Origin of the sequence: Enterococcus raffinosus, from assembly GCF_018917525.1 — a bacterium.
In the GTDB taxonomy this organism is placed as follows: domain Bacteria; phylum Bacillota; class Bacilli; order Lactobacillales; family Enterococcaceae; genus Enterococcus_A; species Enterococcus_A raffinosus_A.
Window position 1 is genome coordinate 20,187 of the sequence record NZ_JAHLOS010000024.1, and the last position, 25,470, is coordinate 45,656.

General features: G+C 39.4%; 20 protein-coding genes. 2 read left to right on the top strand and 18 right to left on the bottom strand.

What is annotated here, in order from left to right; translation table 11 throughout:
- Positions 1 to 283: 283 nt before the first annotated feature.
- Complete coding sequence (locus tag KQI58_RS14525; protein ID WP_216409774.1) at positions 284 to 1,807, top strand: helix-turn-helix domain-containing protein; 1,524 nt, start codon at positions 284 to 286, stop codon at positions 1,805 to 1,807.
- Between the two features lie 43 nt (positions 1,808 to 1,850).
- On the opposite strand, the gene KQI58_RS14530 is transcribed toward KQI58_RS14525, so the two are convergent.
- The 15 genes from KQI58_RS14530 to KQI58_RS14600 all read right to left on the bottom strand — a co-directional run bounded on the left by KQI58_RS14530 (position 1,851) and on the right by KQI58_RS14600 (position 20,882).
- The gene (locus KQI58_RS14530; RefSeq protein WP_216409775.1) at positions 1,851 to 3,488 is read right to left on the bottom strand and encodes a SpaH/EbpB family LPXTG-anchored major pilin; all 1,638 of its coding nucleotides are present in this window, start codon (positions 3,486 to 3,488) and stop codon (positions 1,851 to 1,853) included.
- A complete protein-coding gene (locus KQI58_RS14535; protein WP_216409776.1) occupies positions 3,488 to 4,201 on the bottom strand; it encodes a pilin N-terminal domain-containing protein in 714 nt (237 codons plus the stop codon). The genes KQI58_RS14530 and KQI58_RS14535 overlap by 1 nt, the downstream gene beginning before the upstream one ends.
- 2 nt (positions 4,202 to 4,203) lie before the next feature.
- Positions 4,204 to 8,037: a SpaA isopeptide-forming pilin-related protein gene (locus tag KQI58_RS14540; protein ID WP_216409777.1), complete on the bottom strand. Its 3,834-nt coding sequence runs from the start codon at positions 8,035 to 8,037 to the stop codon at positions 4,204 to 4,206.
- Between the two features lie 892 nt (positions 8,038 to 8,929).
- Positions 8,930 to 10,939, bottom strand: coding sequence for a methionine--tRNA ligase (gene metG / locus KQI58_RS14545; protein ID WP_216409778.1), 2,010 nt, complete (start codon positions 10,937 to 10,939; stop codon positions 8,930 to 8,932).
- Between the two features lie 171 nt (positions 10,940 to 11,110).
- The gene (locus tag KQI58_RS14550; RefSeq protein WP_253295962.1) at positions 11,111 to 11,365 is read right to left on the bottom strand and encodes a hypothetical protein; all 255 of its coding nucleotides are present in this window, start codon (positions 11,363 to 11,365) and stop codon (positions 11,111 to 11,113) included.
- A 239-nt stretch (positions 11,366 to 11,604) separates the two neighbouring features.
- Positions 11,605 to 11,949 carry a DUF2200 domain-containing protein gene (locus KQI58_RS14555; protein ID WP_216409779.1) on the bottom strand — a complete coding sequence of 115 codons (345 nt, stop codon included), beginning with the start codon at positions 11,947 to 11,949 and terminating at the stop codon, positions 11,605 to 11,607.
- Between the two features lie 192 nt (positions 11,950 to 12,141).
- Entirely contained in the window at positions 12,142 to 12,480 is a 339-nt protein-coding gene (locus tag KQI58_RS14560) for a helix-turn-helix transcriptional regulator (protein ID WP_253295963.1), read from the bottom strand.
- A gap of 93 nt (positions 12,481 to 12,573) precedes the next feature.
- Positions 12,574 to 13,743, bottom strand: a complete 1,170-nt coding sequence (locus tag KQI58_RS14565; RefSeq protein ID WP_216409780.1) for an NAD(P)-dependent malic enzyme — start codon at positions 13,741 to 13,743, stop codon at positions 12,574 to 12,576.
- Complete coding sequence (fumC, locus tag KQI58_RS14570) at positions 13,730 to 15,112, bottom strand: class II fumarate hydratase (RefSeq protein WP_216409781.1); 1,383 nt, start codon at positions 15,110 to 15,112, stop codon at positions 13,730 to 13,732. The genes KQI58_RS14565 and fumC overlap by 14 nt, the downstream gene beginning before the upstream one ends.
- A 131-nt stretch (positions 15,113 to 15,243) precedes the next feature.
- Positions 15,244 to 15,690 carry a D-aminoacyl-tRNA deacylase gene (gene dtd / locus KQI58_RS14575; protein WP_216409782.1) on the bottom strand — a complete coding sequence of 149 codons (447 nt, stop codon included), beginning with the start codon at positions 15,688 to 15,690 and terminating at the stop codon, positions 15,244 to 15,246.
- Between the two features lie 10 nt (positions 15,691 to 15,700).
- Positions 15,701 to 17,908: a RelA/SpoT family protein gene (locus tag KQI58_RS14580; protein WP_216409783.1), complete on the bottom strand. Its 2,208-nt coding sequence runs from the start codon at positions 17,906 to 17,908 to the stop codon at positions 15,701 to 15,703.
- Between the two features lie 72 nt (positions 17,909 to 17,980).
- The gene (locus KQI58_RS14585) at positions 17,981 to 18,724 is read right to left on the bottom strand and encodes a 16S rRNA (uracil(1498)-N(3))-methyltransferase (protein WP_216409784.1); all 744 of its coding nucleotides are present in this window, start codon (positions 18,722 to 18,724) and stop codon (positions 17,981 to 17,983) included.
- Between the two features lies 1 nt (position 18,725).
- The gene (gene prmA, locus KQI58_RS14590; RefSeq protein ID WP_016181134.1) at positions 18,726 to 19,673 is read right to left on the bottom strand and encodes a 50S ribosomal protein L11 methyltransferase; all 948 of its coding nucleotides are present in this window, start codon (positions 19,671 to 19,673) and stop codon (positions 18,726 to 18,728) included.
- A 103-nt stretch (positions 19,674 to 19,776) separates the two neighbouring features.
- A complete protein-coding gene (locus tag KQI58_RS14595; RefSeq protein ID WP_216409785.1) occupies positions 19,777 to 20,253 on the bottom strand; it encodes a DUF3013 family protein in 477 nt (158 codons plus the stop codon).
- 2 nt (positions 20,254 to 20,255) lie between these two features.
- Positions 20,256 to 20,882 carry a DNA-3-methyladenine glycosylase gene (locus KQI58_RS14600; RefSeq protein ID WP_216409786.1) on the bottom strand — a complete coding sequence of 209 codons (627 nt, stop codon included), beginning with the start codon at positions 20,880 to 20,882 and terminating at the stop codon, positions 20,256 to 20,258.
- Between the two features lie 257 nt (positions 20,883 to 21,139).
- Here KQI58_RS14600 and KQI58_RS14605 point away from each other — a divergent pair, with 257 nt between their 5' ends.
- Positions 21,140 to 22,417 carry a replication-associated recombination protein A gene (locus KQI58_RS14605; RefSeq protein ID WP_216409787.1) on the top strand — a complete coding sequence of 426 codons (1,278 nt, stop codon included), beginning with the start codon at positions 21,140 to 21,142 and terminating at the stop codon, positions 22,415 to 22,417.
- A gap of 94 nt (positions 22,418 to 22,511) precedes the next feature.
- Here KQI58_RS14605 and KQI58_RS14610 read toward each other — a convergent pair whose 3' ends face one another.
- The 3 genes from KQI58_RS14610 to KQI58_RS14620 form a co-directional block, all read right to left on the bottom strand.
- Positions 22,512 to 23,048 (bottom strand): serine acetyltransferase, encoded by a 537-nt coding sequence (locus KQI58_RS14610; RefSeq protein WP_216409788.1) that lies wholly within the window; start codon positions 23,046 to 23,048, stop codon positions 22,512 to 22,514.
- A 105-nt stretch (positions 23,049 to 23,153) separates the two neighbouring features.
- Positions 23,154 to 24,560, bottom strand: a complete 1,407-nt coding sequence (locus KQI58_RS14615) for an MDR family MFS transporter (RefSeq protein WP_216409789.1) — start codon at positions 24,558 to 24,560, stop codon at positions 23,154 to 23,156.
- Positions 24,561 to 24,762: 202 nt separating this feature from the next.
- Positions 24,763 to 25,230, bottom strand: coding sequence for a MarR family transcriptional regulator (locus KQI58_RS14620; protein ID WP_216409790.1), 468 nt, complete (start codon positions 25,228 to 25,230; stop codon positions 24,763 to 24,765).
- Positions 25,231 to 25,470 lie beyond the last annotated feature (240 nt).

Consider the following 25,470-nt stretch of genomic DNA (forward strand, 5'->3'; position numbering starts at 1 on the left):
TAATAAAAAGGCCCTCAAAGCATCTTTTTTATAATACTGTTTGCTACCATTACTATAATGTACGTTTTTTTATTTTTCAGTTTCGCTAGAACAATCAAATCAGATACCGCAATTCCCTAAGGTACCCGAATAAGAAAAGAGTATATCAAAAAAGGAGACCCAGATATTTCAATTTTGTCGGGTTCGTTTGGTGAATACTGAAATACCGGATGTATCATAGACTCTGTTTGCCTTACTAGATGTTATAATTAAACTATGAAGGACAATGCTAGGAGGAAATCTTTTGGATTATGAATTATTTGAATCCGCGATTAAAAATAAACTTTTATTATTAGATATTGTTTACCAAGCAGGAGATTGGGTTAAATTACCAACGTTGTGTTTTAAAACTGAAATAGGCGAGAAAAATGTCATGAAGTATATGGAGGAATTACAGGAAGACCTAGCTCAGATGAATCTTCTGGAAGAAGCCTGTGGAACGATTGATTTCATCAAAGGAAAGGGATTCCTTTTCAATGGAGAGGAACTTAATTATAAAAGACTCTCTTTATATATTTTAAAGCAATCCTTGATTTTCAATTTATTGCAAGAATTATTTCTCAGCAATCAAGTAGCGACGTCAGATATCCTCAACAATTATTTTGTTAGTGAGAGTACGCTGAGACGCAAGGTATTACAAATCAACGAATTTATTGAGGCCTATCATTTATCCTTGAAGTATAGTGGCAAACAATTAAAAATCACCGGTAAAGAAATCAATATTCGCTACTTGGGCTATCAATTTTTCTGGAGCTTTTATACCGGTGTCACTTGGCCCTTCAAAAATGTTGAGCAAAAAAAAATTGAGCACTATGTGAAATATGCATTGAAAAATTATGATTTGGCTAAAAAGAATACTTTGTCGCTGGAATTTTCTTACTTATTTGCACTGAATGTTTCGCGCTTTCATTCTAAACATCCGATAACACCGGAAGATATTCCAGCTTATGTCAAAGAGATCAATCAGCGGCAGCTTTTTCCACGTTCGGCCTTTTATCAGGACTTTCAAAAAGAGTTTTTCCTATCGGAACACGAGATCAATTATATCGGGTTGCTTTTTCAGTGTCGACCACAGTTTTATATTCGCAAGGATAATCTCCAAGAGGTGATTCAGCTGCACAGAGAACTTGATACGCCGATCTATCAGCTATATACTCTCTTCACTGAGGAAACCAACATCATGTATACGCCGGTTAAAGAAGAACTGAACTTAAAACTCTGCCACGCGATCATTTTATCGACATTTTTGCATGCGACTTTTTTTAAAAATTTTATTTCTGTTGCTTCTGGTTACGATCTTTTAATTTTTTATCAAACAAAGTATCCTCATCTATATTCTTATATGGAAGACATCCTTAAAAAAATGCGTGACCAGTCGGAATCGACTGTGTTGGAGAATGACGAATTTCTTGTACCAAGGTTTTGCGAAGCATTCTCCGCCATTAATATTTTTACTAAATTCGAACCGGAGATCGTTGTAAAGATTGACACCAATCTAACGATGGCTTTGGAATATATCTTGGCCCAAAAGCTGGAACAGATCTTCCGTAATTTCTTCAACGTTCGTTTTCTATCTTTTATTGAAGTGGAAAAAAACGAAGAACAAAAATTCGACATGGTCTTCTCTTCGATTATTCAAAATGTTGAAGATAGTCCCTACCGAGGAATTCCAGTTTACACGTTCCAACCTCAAATCGATCTTTCAGATATCACAAAAATCAATGATATTTTAACCAAATATATTGAAAACTTAGAATCGCAAGAATAATGCAAAGGTGCCGTATCATCACCGATACGGCACCTTTTATGGATTAAACTGCTTGTTCGTTAACTTTACGATACTTAGTGATTGCAATCAACATTAAGCCTAAACCTACAACTAGGAAGGCGATGATCCCTTTTCCACCGGTTGATGGTAAGAAGCCTTTTGGCGCATTCGGGATTTTCAGTGTTGTTGATTCAGCGTAAGAACCATTTTTGATTTCAAACGGAGTATCCTCTACTAGTTTAACGAAACCGTTTGGTGCTTTCGTTTCCTTCAAGAAGTAGCTGCCCATTTCCAAACCAGTTACCTTGATTTTCCCATCAGCCTCTGATTTGAATCTCGTTGCAGCAGATAGATCACTTACCCAGACCGGAGTTCCACCTTCCACATCTTGTTTTAGATACTCATCATTACCACCGTTATCACGGCCTACGACGAACTCTGCTCCGCCTAGCGTTTGAGTCTCCTTGCCGCTTTCATGTTTCAAGAATCTATGACCACCGGTTCCGAAACCTGGAGGCGGATTAAGAATGTTACGGTCATCATTCACATCACCATCACGTGTGATTTCTACAACTAGATCATTGTCAATTTTTTCATCGACAGGCGTAAATTCTGTCATACTGACGCCATAAGTGATTTCAATTTTCTTGCCGGCAAATTGTTTTAAATAATCAGCTGTGGCCTTCGACTTAGCAAATTCAGCCGCACTAGAAACACTTGTTTCAGCATTGAAATTAGCGGCTAAAGTAAAGCCGGCATAGTCTGAATAAGGAGAAGCAGTGTTTTGCGGTGTCAATGTCATATGGCTATAGAATTCAGTTAAATCACTGCCCTCAATTGTACGTCCATCGATCACAATTTTTGAGATTCCCTCAAATTTTACACCTGTTTTAGTCAACTGATCGACGAATGCGAATTTATTGTAACGCGTTTGCTGCGCACTCGTTGCGCCATCTGTGATGATTTCACCGATTTGACTTGGAAAAGTAAATGACGCTTTGTAGTTGATCTGTTTCCCAACTTCAAAAGTATAGAAACTTTCTCCTGCAGGAACATCAGGTAATTTATTTCCGTTCTCATCTACTAAGATTTTCTCAGGTACTTCTTTATCAACGATTTTATTTTTTGGATACAAGTGGATCGTGCTTAACTCAGTCGCTCCATCCATCGCTGGCAATATCAGAATGGTTGGATTTGAATAGCCTTGATAGCCTGTTGGTAATTTCTCTTCAAAATAATAGACGTTATAGGTTCCGTCAGCTGCTCGTTTCTCCAATGCATCAAACGTTGCATCGCCGTTACCGTTAGTTGTTTGCTTTCCTTTTTCAGTGGCTTTTGATTTATCTAAAGTAAAAGATTTCATCAATGCTTCCGTTTTAGTTTTTACTTCGGCTTCCGATTCATTTCCTGTCAAAGCCAGTTTAGCATAAAAATCTGCAGTTACATCCCACGCGGTAAACTCCACACCTGGTAAACCCTCGTAATGACTGAATTCATTCATTTCTTTACCAGTATTTTTAATTGCCTCATTTGGAAATTCATCCATTTTCTTTTTATGCAAGGTTACTGCCACTGTTTCTGCAGCTGCCGCATTCTCACTCAAACCAAATAACCCTGTTAGTAGTGGTACGAGACACACAATTGCTGTTAATAATCCTGTCCATTTTACTTTATGTTTCATTATTTTTCCCCCCCTATTTTTTTGGGTCTTTTTAGACCCATAACTGCCAGAATAAAAATGAGAACGCCAAGTACTGAGTAGCTATTTACAAGCTCGTTCGTTTGTGGAAATGATTTACCGGAAGTATCTACTGGTGTTTTAGGAACCACCAGTCGCTCAGTCGTTTCAGTTGGCGGTGTGACTACTAACGGTTCTTTTTCTTCTGCATACTTTCCATAAATCATCACTTTGAATATCTCTAACTCCGAGTCAACATCGTGTTGCGGAAAGAATAAAACAACTGGCAGAAAATGAAATTTTCCGGTTTCTCCATTAGCTAAAATCAGATAAGCCGCATCCTTGTTTTCTTGATATCGTGGAAGTGCGGTCCTAGCTTCCCCTTCACTATTGACTGTCAATACCTCTTCACTTAATGGTTTCAATCCTTCTGTTCGAATAAAGCTCTGCATCTCTTCTTTGGTTGCATTTTTATCTAGCAAGAATTCCTTAGCTTCTTTTTCTGACATCACATTTGAGTGACGCCAATTCGTTAAATCATAGATCGTAAAGTTCAAATTATCGGTTCCCTGAACTTTTTCTCCCTCTTTTGGTCTTGTATTGATGATGATTTCGACTTTCTCATTTGTTGTAACTGCTGAAACGGAACTCGTCAACATGTTAACTCCAATCAAGACTGCTAGAAGGGACAAGAAAAGTAGTCGCTTTTTTTTCATGTCTAGTCCCTCCTTCTATTAATGTATAAGTAGACTGCACCCAATCCGCTGCCTGCTACTAAGCAAATAATAGAAAATAGAACGAAGTACCGATTCCCGAAACTTCCAGTTCTAGGGAGTACACCCGTTTGTCTGCGATTTTTCACCTTTAAAGTAATTACATTTTCTGTTTCACCTAGTTTGGTTGAACTCGTTACCAGAGGATGGCTTTCGACCCCTACATGACCACTCTCAAAAATATCAACAGCAATCTCTTTTTCTAAACCGACATAGCTGTCTGGTGCAGTGACTTCTTTTAAGAAATAGAGCTCTGACTTCAAACCAGTAAAAGTAAAGGTCGATCCTGAAGAGATTGTTTTATTGTAAGTGCCTGATAAATTTCGCAAGCGGAAGACAGCACCTTCGATTTCTGCTCCTTGCTCGTTCGTCTTTATGACTTTCAACTTGAACTCATTCAACTTATTTACGACTGTTTTATTCGTTGAATCAGCAACAACCGCTGTACCATCGGCCTTTTCAGTCACTGAAAACGTAAAATCATCCATCTTTTTAAAGCCTTCTGGAACAAAGGTTTCACTTACTCGGTACGTGCCGATCGGCAGATCTTTGAATTCAACGATTCCACTTGCATCTGGCGCAACATTGTCTATAACTTCAATGTTTTTTGTTGTTTCTGTAAGTTTGAATTTTGGCAAACTATCACCGAAAAAAGGTTGGTTATTCTCCATCACTTTCTTAAAGGAATAATCAGTGGTCATCAGTTTATTAGTAATAAGGATTCCTTTTGCATCCAGCGTTGCTGATTGAAAAGAGGTTTGACTATAACTTGGTTTTTCATACCCTGACACTTTTTCGACATTTCCAACTCGTTCAATCACTCGATAAGTAATATTGGAATCTCGATCCACCGCTGGAAAAGAATTTTTCCAACTGTTTGTAGCATTCAATGAAACTTGATAAAGGTCGATCCAATTTTCTCCATCCTTTTTTTGCAGAACGGCAGTTATTGTTTGCCGCAACTTCCAGAAATTCGCTGTTCCATCTCGTTCGTCTACCCATTTTTTCTCAACTGGAATAACGATTTCTTTAAGCTCATTGATAACAGTGATACTTTCTTCTTTGCCATTGACCTTGGCGACAACACCAGTTCCATCCGCTTTTTCCGTGACGACGATCGTAAAATCAGCCATCTTCTTATAGCCGGTAGGAACGACAGATTCACTCACTGTGTAAGTCCCTATTGGTAACCCCTCAATCTTAACTAAGCCGGCATCATTTGGTTTAATACCCGTGAGTTTATTTCCCTTAGTATCTTCAATCGTAAACTCAGGTTTGTTCGTTCCCGTAAAGGCTGTTCCATCTTCTTTCAACTTGGTAAACGTATAGTCAGTTGTCATTAAGCGGTTCGTGATGACAATCCCATTAGTACCCAAATTGTTGGAACTGAAACTTGTCTTGCTGTATTCCGGCTTCGCATAGCCTGGTACTTTATCCAGATTGCCAACCTTCTCAATCACGCGATAATCAATATCTGTCTTCCCATCAACTGCCGGAAAATCAGCAGTCCAATTATTCCCTGCATTCAACTTAACTTGATGAACATTTGTCCATTCGTTCCCGTTTTTCCTTTGCAGAACAGCAGTTATTTCTTGTCGTTTTTGCCAGTAGTCTTCAGAATCGTTTGACCAGACTTTTTTTACCGGAATGACAAAGTCTTCATTCACCGCTCGAACCGAAGGAATCCCAAAGTACAATAAATCCGTTGTACGTGTTGGCGTGGGTGTCAATTCAACAAAATCTGTACTGACCGGATACCATCTTCCCGACACAAAACTTGCATCCTCAGTTTTCAGGCGAACTTTGTAATCAAGCTGAATTTCCTGACCGCCGAACAAATTGATATTACTCACTTCAATTTTTCCATTGCTGCTGGTCACTGTCGGTAACTCAACGGATGTTTCTCCTACTGAGCTCGCAACGGGGGTACTAATAAGTTCCACCATATTCCCGATAGAAAAATTGATTTTCCCTGCATCGACTGTTCGCAGAATCGTATGATACCAATTCTTGGTATATTCCGTTAATTCCTCACTATTATCCGTTTCATAAAAGAAGTAATCATTTTGCGTTTCGCCAGTAGCATTGGCTTTTTTCGAAGACATTTTATATAGGCCTTTGATCATATCTGCTTTTGTATGACGATATTCTGTAGCAGTAGGTCCAATGTCCAGTGCCAGAGAATGAATCTCTACTCCAGCATCTTTAAGATTTCGTGCAGTTGAATTAGTCGTCGTAATGTGACTTGTGATCTTCAAACTACCAACTGGCCACGGCTCCTTAAGCCCAACAGAATATTCCCAATTCCCTAATTGGTCTCCACTACGATATTTTCCCGCATTGGGATCTCCTTCAGGATATTTTGCAGAATTTTTAGTGATGTAAACTTGGTCAAAATACATACTCGAATCCGTTACTGCTCCCGTTGGATAGAAGCTAAGATTCGGTGCCCCGTCTGTCAGAATAAACATCAATTTTTTTCGACCATCTGTCCCATCAGGATCAGCAGCATCAAGTACATCCTTACCAACCATCAAGGCACGCTCGGTAAATGTCCCTCCACTTGGCGTAAGATTCCTGTATTGATTAACAATATTGTCCCAAGCACTTTCCTGACCTGAGATCGCTACTGTGGCATCTGGACTGCCAGGTAGATAATCTGAAAAGACATGTGCCCCCATACGGATATTATCGGCATCTGGAACATGGATCTTTTTCACTTCAGTAATTAGTTTTTCAATCGAAGCTACAGCGTCACTCTTTTTCTTGGTAGTCATCGAACCTGAATTATCCAGTAGAAAAACAATATCAACACCCGGTTTATAATTGTAATTTCCGCGAACATTTAACCGAACATCGAATTCGTCCTTTTTGTTCGTTTCCATTGCCAGTTTCCGCAATGATAAGTTGGGGTTACTCGCATCACCATAATGGATATAAGAGTTCGTTCGATCATCACCTTGTACGTTCCAGCTGGTTAACCCATCCCAGCCAGCAGCACTTTCATTTCCCCCTTGATGATTGATGACGTTGGTCTGTCCTGTCGGCTGCCATGAATATTCCGGATATTTCCCATTATCCGTTTTATAGCTTGGTACTTTGTTGGTGTAAAAATTTTCATGAACTAAATTTCTAGAACTTCTTGCAGCTGATACACCAGCCAATTGTGATTGACTATTCTGATCAGAATAGAGCGAAAAACTGTTTGCCGTAACTGGAGCTTCTTGATTAGCTGAACTACTAGAAGCCGATTTTTTAGAGCTTTTTGAATTCTCTGTTTTTCCCATCTCCAACACTAAAGGCTCTGTTAGCCCAAGAACATCCGTATTCGATTCCTTTGTACTTTTTTCTTTTGTTTGATTGTTCAAACTTTGTTCATTTAGTTCGATGAACAATTGAAGCTTTTTCTCTTTCTTAGGAAGCACAACTTTTAAAACATATTTTGCTGAAGAGGTAAATTCTTTTTCGATGAACCAGTCATCCTTCTTTTCCATCCCGTTGACCATAGGATACTCAATCACTTCGTTGCTTTCCGTTAGTAGCTTTAACTTCAAACGACTTTCTTTCTGCTCACCGTCAGCTTCTCGTTTTAAATTGACTCGAAAAACATTTCCTTCTTCCGTTTGCTCTGTATCATAAGAAACATTCAGAAATGGCTCGTCAATTAACACGTTTGAACTTGTTTCTGCAAATGTCTGTGTTTTCACATCCAACAAACCTACTAAGCTTGAAAAAATGACCCCTAACACAATTAGAAACTGTAGTTTTCCCCTAAGCATCTTTTAACCTCCCTTCACCCGAAAATACCTCCATCGGTGTTATTATTCTATTAAATATAATGGAGATTTTCAAATTTGAAATTAATTTTATTCTAGTTATTTATTAAGAATAATAATGTGGAATTACGTTTATTTCCATACCTTATAAGCTCTGCTCATCGTTATTAGACTCTTATCTTTTAGTATCTATTAAAAAAATGAGTATTTATTTAATTAATATTTTATTAATTAAATGGTTTTAATTTAATTCGTATTAATAATTCTAAAGGAAAATTGAATATATCTCCTAAAAGTATGATAACAACACTAACCTAGCTATATTTTTAATATCCTAAAAATATAGTTAGGTTATGATTGCGAACAAAAATTCTTTTACACAAAAGAATAATTATAAGTAAGTTTTTATCTAAGTGATTCAATTTACATTTACTACGAAAATTGAAGTTCGTTATTTTTAAATTCAAAAAAAGAAGTATTTAGTCTATTACTAAAAATATAGTATTTTAAACAGTTCTAAAAATACTTGAAACTATAGTACAACCAAAAAGATCATTAAGATAATATGGAGAATTCATCAAGAAAGAAAGGTCATGATCCTTCAACTCGTCGCAACTTGAAAACCTGTCGCTGGTAGTTCGATGACCACGGCTCAGATTAAACAGATGGAAAAAAATGGCTCGTCTGCGTCTGGAGAACGAAATATGCGGTAAACACTTAAAGTTTTCTCGATTGGTATGCTTGTTGTCATGCGGGATGCTATCATGCTATTTTTTATCTATTGCTTGGAACGATAAGCAGCTTAATCTGGATTATTCTTTTCACTAGAAGATTTATCAAAAAAATTAGGTAAACAAAAAGTCGAAATCCACTTGATTGGATTTCGACTTTTAATTTATCCTACTATTGCGCCATTCGGCATATCGGCTGGTGCTTCAACGACTTTCAACGTACCATCTGGAGCTTCTGCTGAAAGGATCATTCCTTGACTGATCTCGCCACGCATTTTCCGCGGCTTCAAGTTCGCCACGATGATTAGTTTTTTGCCAACTAAACTTTCTGGATCAGCATAGAATTCTGCAATCCCAGATAAAATTTGACGATCTTGCTTGTCGCCAGCGTCTAAGCGGAATTGCAATAATTTGTCGGCACCTTCGACTTTTTTACATTCCATGACTTCTGCGACTTTTAATTCGACTTTATCGAAAACATCAAATTTGATTTCCTTCTCTTTGACTGAAACAAGTTCGGTCTCTTCTGGATTCCATTTGATTTTTTCTTCTTCTGGCTGACTGCCTTCAGACATTTTTGCTTTAATATAAGCAACTTCTTCATCCACATCCAAACGTGGGAAGATTGGTTTGCCTTTTGGTGTTACCTTCGTATTTTCTGGGAATTCACCGAAATGAATCGTTTCTAAATTCATCATGTCAGCATTTAGGCCTAATTGTTCAAAAATACGTTTTGGTGTTTGGGTCATAATCGGCTGTAAGAGAATCGCTACAATCCTCAAGCTTTCAGCTAAATGAACCATTACGCTGTCTAATTCCGCTTTGCGTTCTTCATCCTTCGCTAAAACCCAAGGCTCTGTTTCATCAATATATTTGTTTGCGCGAGAAACCAATGTCCAAACTTCAGCCAACGCGTTGTTGAATTCCATTTTATCCATTGCTTCACGGTAACGACTCACAACATTCGCAGCCGTTGTAGATAGTTCACTATCAAAATCTGTCACTAGCGATTTATAAGCTGGGACAACGCCGTCGCAATATTTGTTGATCATAGCCACTGTCCGGTTCAATAAGTTTCCAAGGTCATTGGCTAAATCATAATTCACCCGAGAAACAAAATCTTCCGGTGTGAACACGCCATCTGAACCAAATGGGATCGCTCTTAATAAATAGTAACGTACAGCATCTAACCCATAACGTTCGACTAACATTTCAGGGTAAACAACGTTTCCTTTTGATTTAGACATTTTGCCGTCTTTCATCATTAACCAGCCGTGACCATAAATCTTCTTCGGTAATGGCAAGTCTAAGGCCATCAACATGATTGGCCAATAAATGGTGTGGAAACGTACAATTTCTTTACCAACCATTTGAACATCTGCCGGCCAGTATTTTTGGAATAGACTGTCATCATCAGAACCATAACCTAAAGCGGTGATATAGTTTGATAACGCATCAATCCAAACATAAACCACATGTTCAGGATTCGCATTAACTGGAATTCCCCATTTGAAGGTTGTCCGTGATACCGCTAAATCCTCTAAACCAGGTTTAATGAAGTTGTTGACCATTTCGTTTTTACGTGATTCCGGCTGAATAAACTCCGGATGCTCTTCATAATATTCCACTAAACGATCCGCATATTTGCTCATCCGGAAGAAGTAAGACTCTTCGCGCACTAATTCGACCTCATGACCACTTGGCGCTTTCCCGCCGATCACGTTGCCTTCTTCATCGCGATATACTTCATCTAATTGTGTCTCAGTAAAATATTCTTCATCCGAAACAGAATACCAGCCTTCGTATTCCCCTAGATAGATATCTCCTTGTTCTAACAATTGGTCAAAGATTTTTTTAACCGCTGCTTGATGATAATCATCTGTCGTCCGAATAAATTTGTCGTAGCTGATGTCCAACGTCTTCCATAATTTTTTGATATCCGTTGCCATCTTATCCACATATTCTTGTGGGTTGACACCAAGTTCTTCGGCTTTCTTTTCAATTTTTTGTCCGTGTTCATCGACCCCAGTCAAATAAAACACGTCAAAGCCCATCATGCGTTTGTAGCGAGCAATCGCATCACAGGCAATCGTTGTATAAGAATTCCCAATGTGCAGCTTGCCACTTGGATAATAAATTGGCGTGGTAATATAAAATGTATCTTTCTCTGCCATGAGGCTCCTCCTTTAAAAATAGATTCCTACGTAGTATACCACAAAACCATATATGGTTTGAAAATTCCATCCATTAAATGGCGCTTTTTTCCATTTATACCCATAAAAAAGAAAGCTTGCTTAACGGTCCTTTATATAAAAATCTAGAATTAAAAATTGATTCATTGAATTTCAAGTAATTTTTATTGAGAAAACTTGAGTCAATATGACGGAACCTATAAAGAAAATACCACCTAATAGCGGTTTGATAATATCTTGTTTTGTCTGATATTCGTTAGGTGAGGTAGAGATACGATAAGGCTTGTCTTTTTGATAGTAAATGTAAACCTGTTCCCCCTCTTTACGTTTCCCATCAATTGATACTCCATAACTATTCTCAGGAAAATTGACAGTCTGAACGCCTTGTTCAATATGGACCGTTCCCAAAGAACGCCCCTTAGAACTTGCAAGAAATTCTTGTTCCATTTGCTAATTATTATAAGAAATATAGAACATCGAGATTCCAAGTAACACAAAAATGATCCTTCTCATTCTATTGATCACTCGCCACTTTCGATCCATTACAAATCCTGATTTCTTATTTAACTGCACGTAGTTTAACACGACATCATTCAATAAAAAAGGTTATAAAAAAACAGCGAATCAAAAAAGACTCGCTGCGACAATTATTTCCGTAAGATTTTTTCCATCTTCTTACCCTTAGCTAATTCATCCACTAATTTGTCCATGTAACGAATTTTCTGCATCAAAGGCTCTTCAATATCCTCCACTCGATAGCCGCAGATTACGCCTTTGATCAAGGAGACATTTTCATTCAATTCAGGAGCTTCAACAAAAAAAGTTTCCATATCATTACCAGAATCAATTTGCTTTTGCAGTCCCTCTTCGTCATAGCCGGTCAACCAATAAATAACTTGGTCTAACTCTTCTTTACTTCGCCCCTTTTTCTCGATCTTTTTAAGATACAGGGGATAGATCGAACCAAAACTCATTTTGAATATTTTACTCATTTAAGGACCTCTTCTCTAAATGAAATGTAATGCGATGATAAAAATAAAAGTAATTACAACCATACTCACACCGGCGATTTTCATGTATTTCAATTCTTTATAAAACTTTTCTTCTTGGCCTTTCAAGTGAGCGATCTTCCACTTAAGTGCGGATAAAGTACTAAAGTTTGTTATTAAGGCGGCAACGATCAATCACAAAAATACTTCATTAGCATTTCGTAAAGGCAAATACATTAAAAGTATCAGAATAACCCCTGTCAACACTGGCCCCAAATAATAAATACCGGATATATTCGCCAGCTCTTCTTTTCGTTTCAATTCTTTCACTACAGCGGAATCTTCTACCAATAAATCATTTAACGAAATTTGAAAAACTTTCGCCAAGCGCAGGACACTCTCAATATCAGGAAGAGTCTTGCCCGTTTCCCAATTTGAAATCGTACGCTTCGATACGAAAATTTTATCTGCTAATTGTTCCTGTGTCCATTCTGCGGCTTGCCGTTCTGTTTTGATTTTTTGATTGATTTCCATTTGATCACCTTCAAAAGTTGGATTTGATACTTTTAAACTACGGCAGCAGCTCGATAGAAAATTCTTTCCACCCTTGATATGACAGCATTCGTGTTAGCGTGTCACGCCATCTTTTCTAGCGGCCTCGGCTACCTTCATTGTGATCAAATCCACGACATTTTCATCAAAAGCGGAAGGAATGATGTAATCAGAGTTCAGTTCCCCATAAGGAATTGAATCAGCAATTGCATGTGCACAGGCCAATTTCATCCGTGAAGTAATTTTTGTGGCTTCAGCAGTAAATGCTCCTCGGAATAGACCAGGAAAGGCCAAGACATTATTGATTTGATTTGGATAATCTGAACGCCCAGTCCCCACGACTGAAGCACCGCCGGCAATCGCTTCGTCATAAGTGATCTCCGGTTCTGGATTTGCCATCGGAAAAACAATGTTGCCGTCACTCATAGAAGCGACCATCTCTTTGGTAACTAAATTCGGTGCAGAGACACCTATGAAAACATCTGCACCAACAAAAGCTTCTGCCATCGTACCAGTAAAATCAGTTGGCGAGATTAATTCCAAGATTTCCTTTTCAACAAAGGTAGCCGTTGTCATCTCGTCATTCAACGCACCATCTTTATTGAAGGCAATGATATTCTTCACACCAAGATCAACCAACATATGGATGATCGCACTGCCTGCAGCACCAGTTCCTGAAATAACAACTTTCAAATTCTGCGGTTCTTTCTTAACCAGCTTCAGGGCATTGATCAAGGCAGCCGTTACTACAACTGCTGTCCCATGCTGATCGTCGTGAAAAACGGGAATATCTAGTGCTTCGATCAAGGCTCGTTCTATCTCTACGCAACGTGGCGCACTAATATCTTCTAAATTAATTCCCCCAAAAGTCGGTGCAATTGCTTTAACGATTTGAATGATTTCCTGCGGATCTTTAGTATCTAAACAAATCGGTACGGCATCAATATCTGCGAATTCCTTAAATAGCAGCGCTTTGCCTTCCATCACAGGCAATGCCGCTTCCGGTCCGATATCTCCCAATCCTAAAACCGCTGTGCCGTCTGTAACCACTGCTACACTATTACTTTTCCAAGTATAGTCATACGCTTTATTCTTATCTTCAGCGATTTTCCGACATGGTTCAGCTACGCCAGGAGTATAAGCTAAAGACAGATCGTCTTTGTTGTGTACTTTGGCTTTGCTGGTTACTTCGATCTTTCCTCGCCATTTTCTATGCGCTGTTAACGCTTCATCATAAATAGTCATCAAAATTATCTCCAATCATTTTTTCCGGACGGACCCAATTCTCGTATTCTTCCGCAGTTACATACCTTAAGGACAACGCCGCTTCTTTTAAAGTAGTTCCCTCATTAAAGGCTTTCTTAGCAATCTCGGCACCTTTGTCATAACCAATATGCGTATTCAGAGCTGTTACTAACATCAAGGACTGTTCTAATAAGTCAGCCATCCGTGCTTCATTTACAACTAAGCCCTTCAAACAATTAGCACTGAAGGAGTGCAAGGAATCTGTCAGTAAGCGAACACTTTGCAATAGATCAAAAGCGATCAGCGGTAAATAGACATTCAACTCAAAATTCCCCTGTGAGGCCGCAATCCCAATTGCCGTATCATTCCCCATTACTTGTACTGCGACCATCGCCAATGCTTCGCACTGTGTCGGATTAACCTTTCCCGGCATGATCGAGCTCCCAGGTTCGTTAGCTGGCAAGGTAATCTCCCCTAACCCACTACGAGGACCACTTGCTAGCCACCGAATATCATTCGCCATCTTCATACAATTCGCCGCCAAGGCCTTTAGCGCACCACTAACATACACAACGGCATCACGATTCGCTAAGGCATGAAACTTATTGCTCTCTCCGATGAAATGGATTCCTGTCTCTTCATTTAAAGCTTCAATAAATGCTCGTTCATAGGCTTTAGATGCGTTTAAACCAGTTCCAACAGCCGTTCCGCCAATTGCTAACTGGCGTAGTTCAGCCAAACTATTGATCAGCATATTCTCATTGTGCTCTAGCGCGGAACGCCAACCGCTGACCTCCTGTGCAAAGGTTACAGGAGTCGCATCCTGCAAATGCGTTCGACCAACCTTGATCACATGCTGATTCTTTTCTTCTAACTCTTCCAGCACACCAATCATCTCATGAATTGCCGGCAATAAATTTTTCTCGATTACAAACGTTCCAGCAATGTGCAATGCAGTTGGAAAAACATCATTGGAACTCTGAGACATATTCACATCATCGTTCGGATGGATAGTAAGATTTTTCTGGCTTGCTAGATGAGCAAGAACTTCATTAGCATTCATATTGGTTTGTGTTCCGCTACCTGTTTGCCAAACTACTAGTGGAAACTCTGCCCAATTTTCACCCTTCAATAGCAAATCCGCAGCATGTTGAATAGCTAATGCTTTTTCAGCAGCTAATTTTCCCGTTCGTTGGTTAGCAACTGCGGCCATTTTTTTGACCAATACAAGAGCACGCAATAACTCCGGTGGCATTTTTTCCCCGCCAATCTTAAAATTTTGGCGACTTCGTTCGGTTTGTGCTCCCCACCAAGCCTCTTTTGGCACTTCAATTGGACCCATTGAATCATATTCCGTTCGTGTTTTCATACATTCGACTCCTTGTTTATATTAGGAGGAACTGAAATACTTATTCTCCTATTTTGTACAATTATCTCTTATTTATACTGAAATGGATACAAAAAAAGTACAAAAGCGATTAAACTTTTGTACTTCGTTCGTTATTTATCTCTTGTATCAAAAAGAATCGTGACCGGCCCATCATTGACTAATGCAACATCCATATCGCCACCGAATTCTCCGGTCTCAACGGTTGAACCTGCTTGGCGTAGGCCTTCGTTGAAATATTCATATAAGGGAATCGCCGTTTCAGGGCGGGCTGCCTTTACGAAACTTGGTCGATTTCCTTTTTTCGTATCGGCATATAATGTGAATTGCGAAACACTCAAGACACTACCATCCACATCTCGCAGAGACTGATTTATTTTCCCCTCTGCATCTTCAAAAACACGTAACAAAGGAATTTTGCGAATCAAATAATCCGCATCTTCCTGCGTATCCTCTTCATGGATGCCTAGAAGAATCATGAAGCCGCGACCGATCTTGCCGATAATTTGTTCATCAATCGTTACACTTGCCTCGCTCACACGCTGAATAACTGCTCGCATAAGAAATCTCCTACCCTTTCGTCCGTTTCACACTGTAGACATCTGGAATGGTCTTGACCTTATCGACGATTGAGTATAAATGATTCAGGTTTTGAATCTTAAAGGTCAAGTTGATGACAGCCAATCGATCTTTGGTTGGTTTTGCTTCGACGCTAACCAATTTTTTAGTCATACCGCTAACGATATTCAAAACATCATTTAGCAAACCATCACGATTGAAGCCATAAATTTCCAAATCAGCATTATATTCTTGAACTGAATTTGTCGTATCTTCCCATTCCACTTCGATCAACCGCTGTTGAATATCTTTTTGCTTCGTAATATTCGGACAGTCAGATCGATGAATCGAGATCCCACGACCTTTAGTAATATAACCAACGATATTATCCCCAGGAACAGGATTACAGCAATGACTGATCCGGATCAGCAGGTTGTCGATCCCTTGAATAACAATGCCGCCTTCATGCCGTACCTTGATTTTTTCCGGTTCTTTCGGGTTATTAACCATCTCATCAACAGCATCACGCTGTTTTTGTTTCATTTGTTCCCGGCGTTCTTTTTCGGTTAGACGATTAGCAAAGGTCAAGGCACTCATTTCACCGAAGCCAATCGCTGCATAAAGATCCTCTTCGCTATGAAAATTGAACTTATCCAATACTTCTGAAAGCTTGTCTTTTGTCAGCATCTCCTTCGGTACAAAGCCTAGATCATTGATGCATTTAACAACTGCATCATGACCTTTCGTAACATTTTCTTCCCGATCTTGAGTTTTAAAGAACCGTTTGATTTTATTTTTTGCCTTACTGGTTTTTACTAAGTTTAGCCAATCACGACTTGGTCCAAAGGAGTTTGCCGAAGTCATAATTTCAATGATATCGCCGTTTTTCAGTTTATAATCCAACTGAACCATTTTGCCGTTGACCTTAGCACCTGTAGTTTTATTACCAACATCGGTGTGGATACTGTAAGCAAAATCCAATGGTCCCGAACCTTTAGGCAACTCTGTCACATCACCTTTAGGGGTAAACACATAAACCTTATCGCTGAAGATATCGCCCTTAACACTTTCCATAAATTCGGAAGCATCGTAGCTTTCATCTTGCAGCTCGATAATCTCACGGAACCAATCCAACTGCTTGTTATCTTGTGTTGTTTCCTGCTTATCAGTCTTGCCTTCTTTGTAGGCCCAGTGAGCCGCGACCCCGAACTCAGCGATTTGATGCATTTCATGAGTACGAATTTGAACTTCTACTGGATTGCCGCTCGGTCCAATGATTGTTGTATGAAGCGACTGATACATGTTGGCCTTTGGCATCGCGATGTAGTCTTTGAAGCGTCCCGGCATTGGTTTCCATTTTGTATGAATCGCACCAAGTACAGCGTAACAATCCTTGATCGAATCCACGATTACACGAATTGCTAACAAATCATAGATTTCGTCGAACTGTTTTTTCTGATCTCGCATTTTGCGATAAATTGAGTAGATATGTTTGGGACGACCATAGATATCGCCTTCGATCCCTAATTCTTTCGTTGCTTCTTTGATTTCTTCAACAGCCTCTGCGACAAAACCTTCCCGTTCGTCACGTTTACTGCGCATCAAATGAACGATCCGATAATACTGCTTTGGATTCAAATAGCGTAATGCAGTATCTTCTAATTCCCACTTGATTCGGCTCATCCCTAAACGATCAGCTAATGGGGCATAGATTTCCAGTGTCTCGCGAGCAATTCTACGTTGCTTATCATCACGTAGATATTTCAATGTCCGCATATTATGCAAACGGTCGGCTAACTTGACCATGATGACCCGTAAATCCTGCGCCATCGCCAACAGCATTTTCCGGTGATTTTCTGCCAGTTGTTCTTCGTGAGACTTGTATTTGATTTTCCCTAATTTGGTGACGCCATCAACTAGCGAAGCCACATCTTCACCAAATTCAACTTTCAAATCCTCTAGTGTTACAGGCGTATCTTCTACAACGTCATGTAAAAAACCTGTCGCAACCGTGTGAGGGTCCATATGTAAATCAGCTAAAATCCCTGCAACTTGAATCGGATGAATAATGTAAGGCTCCCCTGATTTGCGAATCTGAGGCTTATGGGCTTCATATGCAAAGTCGTAAGCCTTTTGTACAAACGCCACGTGCTCTTTTCCCATGTACGTACTAACCATCCTGATGACGTCAGGACCGGTCAATTCAACTTCTTTTGCCATGTGACGTTCCCCCTTGTTTTCTGAAAATGATTGCTCTTATTATACAAACTCTCGTAAGCTTTTTCAATCAAATCAGTGCTGTAGTTCATAATAGAAACTTGCCGCGCTCAAAAGATAGAAAGGCGCTGTTTCTGTTCGTAAAATTCGTGGTCCTAACCCGCAAAGCTTTCCGCCAGCCGCCTGAAAATTTTCAATCTCTTTTGGAGTCAGTCCACCTTCTGGACCAAATACGACTAACAATTTTTGTCCAGAAGTTAATTGTTGAAAAGTTTGAACTAGCTGTGCTTGCTCTCCTTGCTTAGCCGATTCTTCATAAGCGATCAAAACAGCGTCATAGTCAGCAAAACCAGCGATCAATTCCTTTTCTGAAGCAAATTTAACCACCGGTAAGGCTTGACGATGGGATTGCTCCGCTGCTTCTTGCGCGATTTTATTCAATCGCTGCTGCTTCTTTTGCTGCTTCTTCGCATCCCACTTAGCTACCGAAGTCTCACCAGGAAAGGCAATAAAATCGTGGGCTCCAAGTTCTGTCCCTTTTTGGACGATCAGCTCCAGTTTTTCCCCTTTCGGAAAACCGCTGGCGATCGTGATATCAATCGGTAATTCTCGTTGCAGTCGCTCTTTTTCAACCTCTTTCAACGTCACCTTATCATTATCGATGGCGATGATCTTTGCCTTAATCGCAGTTTGATCATTGAATACGAGAAATACTTCCGCGTCGACCGTCATGCGCATCACACGCGACATATGATGGTGCGGCTCACCGCTAACTTCTACCGTTGGTTGATAGGCCTGATCTAAAAAATAGCGTTGCATTCTAGTCTTCCTCTGGTTTCTTCAAAATAATCGCAAACCAATCTTTTTGTTGGAAGATTCGATCAACTTCAAAACCTTGCGTATACATTTCTTCCAACACCATATCTTTTTTATCTTCAATGATGCCGGAAACGATAAATGTCCCATCTGGTTTTAATAAACGCCAAGCATCTTCAATCATCAAAACAATGATGTCTGCTAAAATATTCGCCACGATCACATCTGCTTCTTGCTCCACGCCAACTAATAAATCATTGGCAGAAACGTGAATATTTTCAGTATTCGCATTTAGATCAACATTCTCTTGCGCCGAACGAACAGCGACTTCGTCTAAATCATAGGCATAGATATCTTTTGCCCCATAAAGCGAACTAGCAATACTTAATACGCCAGAACCTGTGCCGACATCCAAGACTGTTTCACCACCGCGCAAAACAGTTTCTAATGCTTGCAAAGTCAGATTCGTTGTCGGATGTGTCCCTGTTCCGAAAGCCATTCCAGGATCTAGTGTAATGATTTTTTCATCTTCATGTTGCGCTTCGTATTTTTCCCAGCTAGGTACGATCGTCAAATAACGGGTCACACGAACAGGATGGTAATACTTTTTCCAAGCCGTCGCCCAATCGCTTTCTTCTACTTCACTAACTTCCACAATATTTTTACCGATGTTCAATCCAAACTCTGGTAATTTTTCGATCTTCGTTTTAATGAAAGGTAAAATTTCCGGTAAGAAAATCGTTTCTGGAAAATAGGCCATTACAACGGCACCCTCCGTTAGACTAGAAAATGTTTCCTTATCTAAAAGTTCTCCGTATTGATCTTCTTGATAATTTTCAAAGTCTAACGCATCTTCAATTGCAACACCCGATGCGCCTGCCTCCATTAAAATATTCGAAACAGCCTCGACCGCTTCGCTTTCTGTTGTTACTTTGACTTCATTCCATTTCATCTTTTTACCTCCTTATTCATAATAAATGGGCAAATTTTCATGCCGTATGTCATCCCTCTATAATTCATTATATTTTGACTGGTTGATTGAGAAACTGAAATCCTTAATAACTTGGATACGGCAAATAACTGCTGTCAGTTGGTTTGATTAATGCCTTAAATACAGCATCGTCCCATTTCATCTCAAAAATCGCATCTTCACTGTCGTCAGCTAAGAAATCCAACAAATCACTTTGTCCTTCTTCGATGACTTCTTTCAAATAATCAACAACTGCTGTCAACTCATTTTTCTTCATGCCTTTTTTTCCTTCATATGGGATTACTGCTAAAAAATCATCAGAATCATAGATAGACTTTTCAGGATCGACTAATAAGATCGCATCTTCAAATTCAATAATCTCCTCTTCAGAAGCCACTCCGTCCACGTCATCAATCTCAACCTGTCCCTTATTTTCGCCATAAATTCGAAAAGCGATCTCAAAGCTATGGTTGCGTGTATCCCAATCCAGAGCTAATTCATAATCAGGAATTTTTTTGTTCAAATAATTGTCTAAATAAGTAATCATAGTTTCTTTTGCCATTTTTAGTTCCTCCAGCCGTTGTTTTCTTCTATTAAACTCTTTCGTTGATTGGTTATGTACGGATTGCCACGAACTACAAAGCGCAACGGTTTTTCCGTCCAAATCCCTTTATTAGGTATTCCAATACGCGGAAGTGCATCAATCTGTTTTGGAATCCGTCTTTTTTCTGGTACCAAATGCAACGAACTAGTGAAAATTGATTCGCCATATAATTCTCGAGTAATCCCTAATGCTTCAACTAGTTTTCCCGGCCCATCTGAAATCATCGTGCCGGTTCTGCCATGACGATTCTGAACCATCTGCTCAATGCCTTCTACTGGCTCAAAGCCACGAATCATCACTCCTTGCGGCATTCCTTCCGGTTGTGTGATCATGTTCAAGATCAAATGGGTATGCATCGTATATAAATAGATTGTCCCCGGTTTTTCATACATCGCTCGTACCCGCGGTGTATCCCGCATGCCATAACTATGTGCTGCTTCATCATCAGGACCTAAATAGGCTTCGCAATCTACAATATAACCGCCTAATTTTCCCTCCGATGTCTCATGCTCTAAATACATACCTAATAAGTATTTTGCGATATTCTCCGTTGATTCTGTATTAAAATAGTTGATTACTTGTTCCATTTTCCTCACCTTCTACATGATACACAATAATCCTGCTGCATGCTACGCCCAGCAATCAAAACTCAGCAAACACAAAGGAAAAATGCTATAATGGGAACGTATATTTGCTAGTCCTGCTTCAGTGGATTAGTAAATTGTTATGCGTGCGAGAATCCAGATATTTTTCGTTTTTTGAAAAATGTTATTCTTATTAAGAGTTACTACAATTTTAATCATATATATTAACAAATGAAACCATTACTAAAAGGAGGCTCCCTATGCAACAGCCTTTAGCCTATCGCATGCGTCCCCGCAACTTAGATGAAGTTGTCGGTCAACAACATTTAGTCGGTTCTGGAAAAATCATTCGACGGATGGTAGACGCTAAGATGCTTTCCTCTATGATTTTGTATGGCCCACCTGGCACAGGAAAAACCAGCATTGCCAGTGCGATCGCCGGTTCAACGAATTACGCCTTTCGGATGCTGAATGCTGCTACTGATACAAAAAAAGATTTACAGATCGTTGCGGAAGAAGCCAAAATGAGCGGCACAGTCATTTTACTATTGGATGAAGTTCATCGTCTCGATAAAACCAAACAGGATTTTTTGCTGCCTCATTTAGAAAGTGGTCGAATCATCATGATTGGTGCAACGACGGAAAATCCCTATATCACAATCAATCCCGCTATACGCAGCCGAACTCAGATTTTTGAGGTGAAGCCCTTAGATGAAGAGGATATTATCACAGCGGTCAAATCGGCGTTGGAAGATAAAGAGCGAGGATTAGGAGAATACCCAGTTGAATTGGATGAGAAGGCCTTAAACCACTTAGCCCGTGCAACGAATGGCGACTTAAGAAGTGCATTGAATGGGTTAGAATTAGCTACGAAATCCACACCTAAGAATGATGAAGAAAAAATTCATTTAACCTTATCCATCATTGAGGAATGTGTTCAACGAAAAGCACTTACTCATGACAAAGACGGCGATGCTCATTATGATGTGATCTCCGCTTTTCAAAAATCAATCCGCGGCAGTGATGTCAATGCAGCTCTTCATTATCTAGGCCGATTAGTCGAAGCAGGTGATCTTCCAATTATTTGTCGGCGCTTAATGGTGATTGGCTATGAAGATATCGGGCTAGCTAATCCAGCGGCAGCTGCCCGTACGGTTCAAGCCGTCCAAGCGGCGGAAAAATTAGGCTTTCCTGAAGCGCGGATTCCTTTAGCCGATGCCGTCGTTGATCTCTGTCTCTCGCCAAAATCAAATTCAGCCTACACGGCCTTAGATGCAGCAATCACAGATATTCGAATGGGAAATGCTGGTGAAGTGCCCGACCATCTACGGGATAGTCATTACAAAGGTGCCAAAGCCCTGAACCGCGGCATTGGTTATCAATACCCTCATAGTTTCGAAAATGCATGGGTTAATCAACAATATTTACCAGACAAAATCAAGGATGCCCGCTATTATGACCCAAAAGCTACGGGAAAGTACGAGCAAGCCCTTGGTCAACAATATCAGCGCATCGAAGAATGGAAAAAGAAAAAATAAAACAACCGACTATTATTCAAATAAGAAAGAACGGTTTCAGTCTCAAATGAGATTGAAGCCGTTCCTTCTTATTTTGATATAAATACTTTATTTTTTACTCTCTCTCCTTTTCAAATTCATAAAGACGGTTCTTATCAATTTTCATGATCTCTTCTCCAGAAACCATATTTTGATTAAAGACGTAATCGTAATTTCTATCTTTAGGCTTGTATTGGTTAACACCGTAAGCGATACTGTTTGCCGGAATATCTTTTGTAATGAGTGCACCAGCGCCGATCACACTATTTTCCCCAATAACAACAGGTCCTAAAATCTTTGCACCGTCTGCAACAATAACGTTCTCTGAAAGTATCGGACTTCCTACATTTTCCCACTTTTTTAAAACTTTATTGTACCGATTATTTGAGCCAAGTGTGACATTCTGAAAAATTACCACACCTTTAGAAAGTTTGGCAGCAACAATCGTACAACCTCGTGCATGGTGTGCAAATGATACACTTTTATCCATGTCCATACAATGTATTTCACAACAATACCATTTCTCTAGAAGTTCTGCTGCCTTTCTTCTTTTATCAACATTCTCAGAAAAACAATTGATTTCCATTAACTCATCAAAACTCTTTTCTTCCATATTAACCTCCCATTTCTTATAACTTAATTGAATCGTACATTTTATTGAAAAAAATCAGACTTAATTGATACGGGTAAACTTTTCTATATTCTGACATCAGCAAAATTATCCAACTTTTCTTTTTGCTTTATTCGTAAGAAAAATACTTGGAATAAAGATTAACGCTAGAACAACGACTGAGACAAGGAAACCAGCATGATAGGCAGATAACTCATGTGCAATCGTTGGCTGTGTTCCCTGCAACACCGTGGCAACAACAGTAGCAATCATCGCCGAACCAACGCTTGACCCCAGATTTTCGATAATATTGATACCAACACCAGCGTCGGGTAATTCTTCATCAGCTAATCCGGTATAAGCATCGCTGGTTAATGGCAAGTTGATTCCGCCGAAACTTGTTCCGCGAATAAAGAGAATCAAGGCGATCCAGATCATGCTCGTTTGGTCTGTGACAAAAACCAATGGAACCGTACCTACCAACGAGACAACTAAACTTACGATTACAACATATTTAGCGCCGAGCTTGTCAATCATTTTACCAATCAGTGGACGTGTGACCAACATACCCAAACCTTGTGGGATCAAGGCAATCGCTGCCTCCATCGCAGAAAAATGTCGGAAATTTTGGAAAAATAGCGGCAGGATCAACATTGGCCCCATGATGGCGATGTTGGCAAAAAACAAACCAACGCTAGAAGCCATGAAACTTCTATGTGAAAAGATTGTCAGCGGCAAAACCGTTACATGATTTTTATGATGATCGTATAAAATGTACACAATTAGAAGTGCAACACCAAGACCCGTCCAAAGTAATGATTCGCTATTTTTGAAGGTCGCATGATCAGCCGCTTTGGTAATTCCGTAGATCAAAGCGGCACTCATTGCAGATAAATCCAAAATACCGAAGATATCCAGCTTACTTTTACGATTAAAGGGTTCAAAGCGTGGTAACGTGCGGATCATCAGAGGCGCAGCAATCAAGACGATGAAAACATTGATAAAGAAAATCCAACGCCAAGACGCAGCTTGAACGATGAAGCCACCCAGCACTGGACCAAGAATCGGACCAAAGATCATGGGGGTACTAACAATTGCCATTACACGACCAATATTTTCTGGCCCTGCTGTCTTAACTAACAAAGTGGACATCAATGGCGTGATAATCCCGGCAGTGAAGCCCTGAAGTAAACGAAAGACAATAAAACTAGTGACATCCCAACTGATACCAGCAAGAACAGAAGTGACACCGAAAAGAATCACGGCACCAATAAATATTTTCTTGCCATCAAAACGATTCATCAGCCAGCCGGCAATCGGTACAGCGATCGCTAGAGCTAATACATAGCCGGTGATCGCCCACTGGATTATTGATAATGTCGTGTGGAAATTTTTAGTTAATTGATCGATAGCAATGTTCACCATCGTAGAGTCGAGCATTGGAGCAATGGCGCCAAGAGCGATCGCCCAGGCAGCAGATAAAACTTCTTTTGGTAATTTGGTTGATTGAGTCATAAAGAACTCCTTTCTTATGTTAAGGAAAATGAATTTAGACTATCGTAATTGGTTTCTAATCGTGCTGATGAGTTAAAAAAATCAACTTTCTTATTGCAGTCAAGAAACATTTTTTGTTTCCTGGGAAACTATACATTTTTTTAGTTTCCTTGTCAACAAAAAAACTCAAAAAAAAAGCAGCCTCACTTCGAGACTGCGTAATTTATTTGATTGTTAAATGTTGTTTTTGGATTTCTCGATCTAAATGCTGATTATAGCGCTCAAGAAATTTTAGAAAGGCTTCGTATTGTTCATCCTTGATGAGTTCAAAAACAATTTGATCGCGCTCCTCAAACTCTTTATGCAGCTGCTCATGTAGGTCAAAAACCTGTTTGCCTTCTGCTGTTAATTTAAAATAGATTTCTTTTTTATTATCAGGATTTTGATAACTTTCGATGTATTTTTTCTTCAACATTTTTTTGGTTAATTTGCTGATTGCTCCACGAGTCATATACATTGATTCCGCCATTTTTGTGACATTTGGGTCCTTATGTTTCCCGATGAATTCAATGCAATGAACTTCAGATGGTGCATATCCTGCTAAGGCCTGTTCCATTTTGACTTTGTCTAACCATGCCCGCTTATTGAATACTTCAGCAAACCCTTGTAGAACTTCCTCTTTTTTATCCATAATTTTTCTCCTAGTGCGTAATAAAGAACCGATTAATTAAACATCATGCATATTTCTTCAGTAAGTACATGATTATTCTAGGTTATTTTTGTTTCTTTTTCAACAAAACCATTCAACACTGAAAAAATAGAATCGCTTTTCCAAGAAATATACTACAAAAATTTAATCCTCACACTTATCCCAAAAAGATCAAAACAAAATAAGTATTTTGCTTTGACAGACTCGCTCCTTTTTTTATAC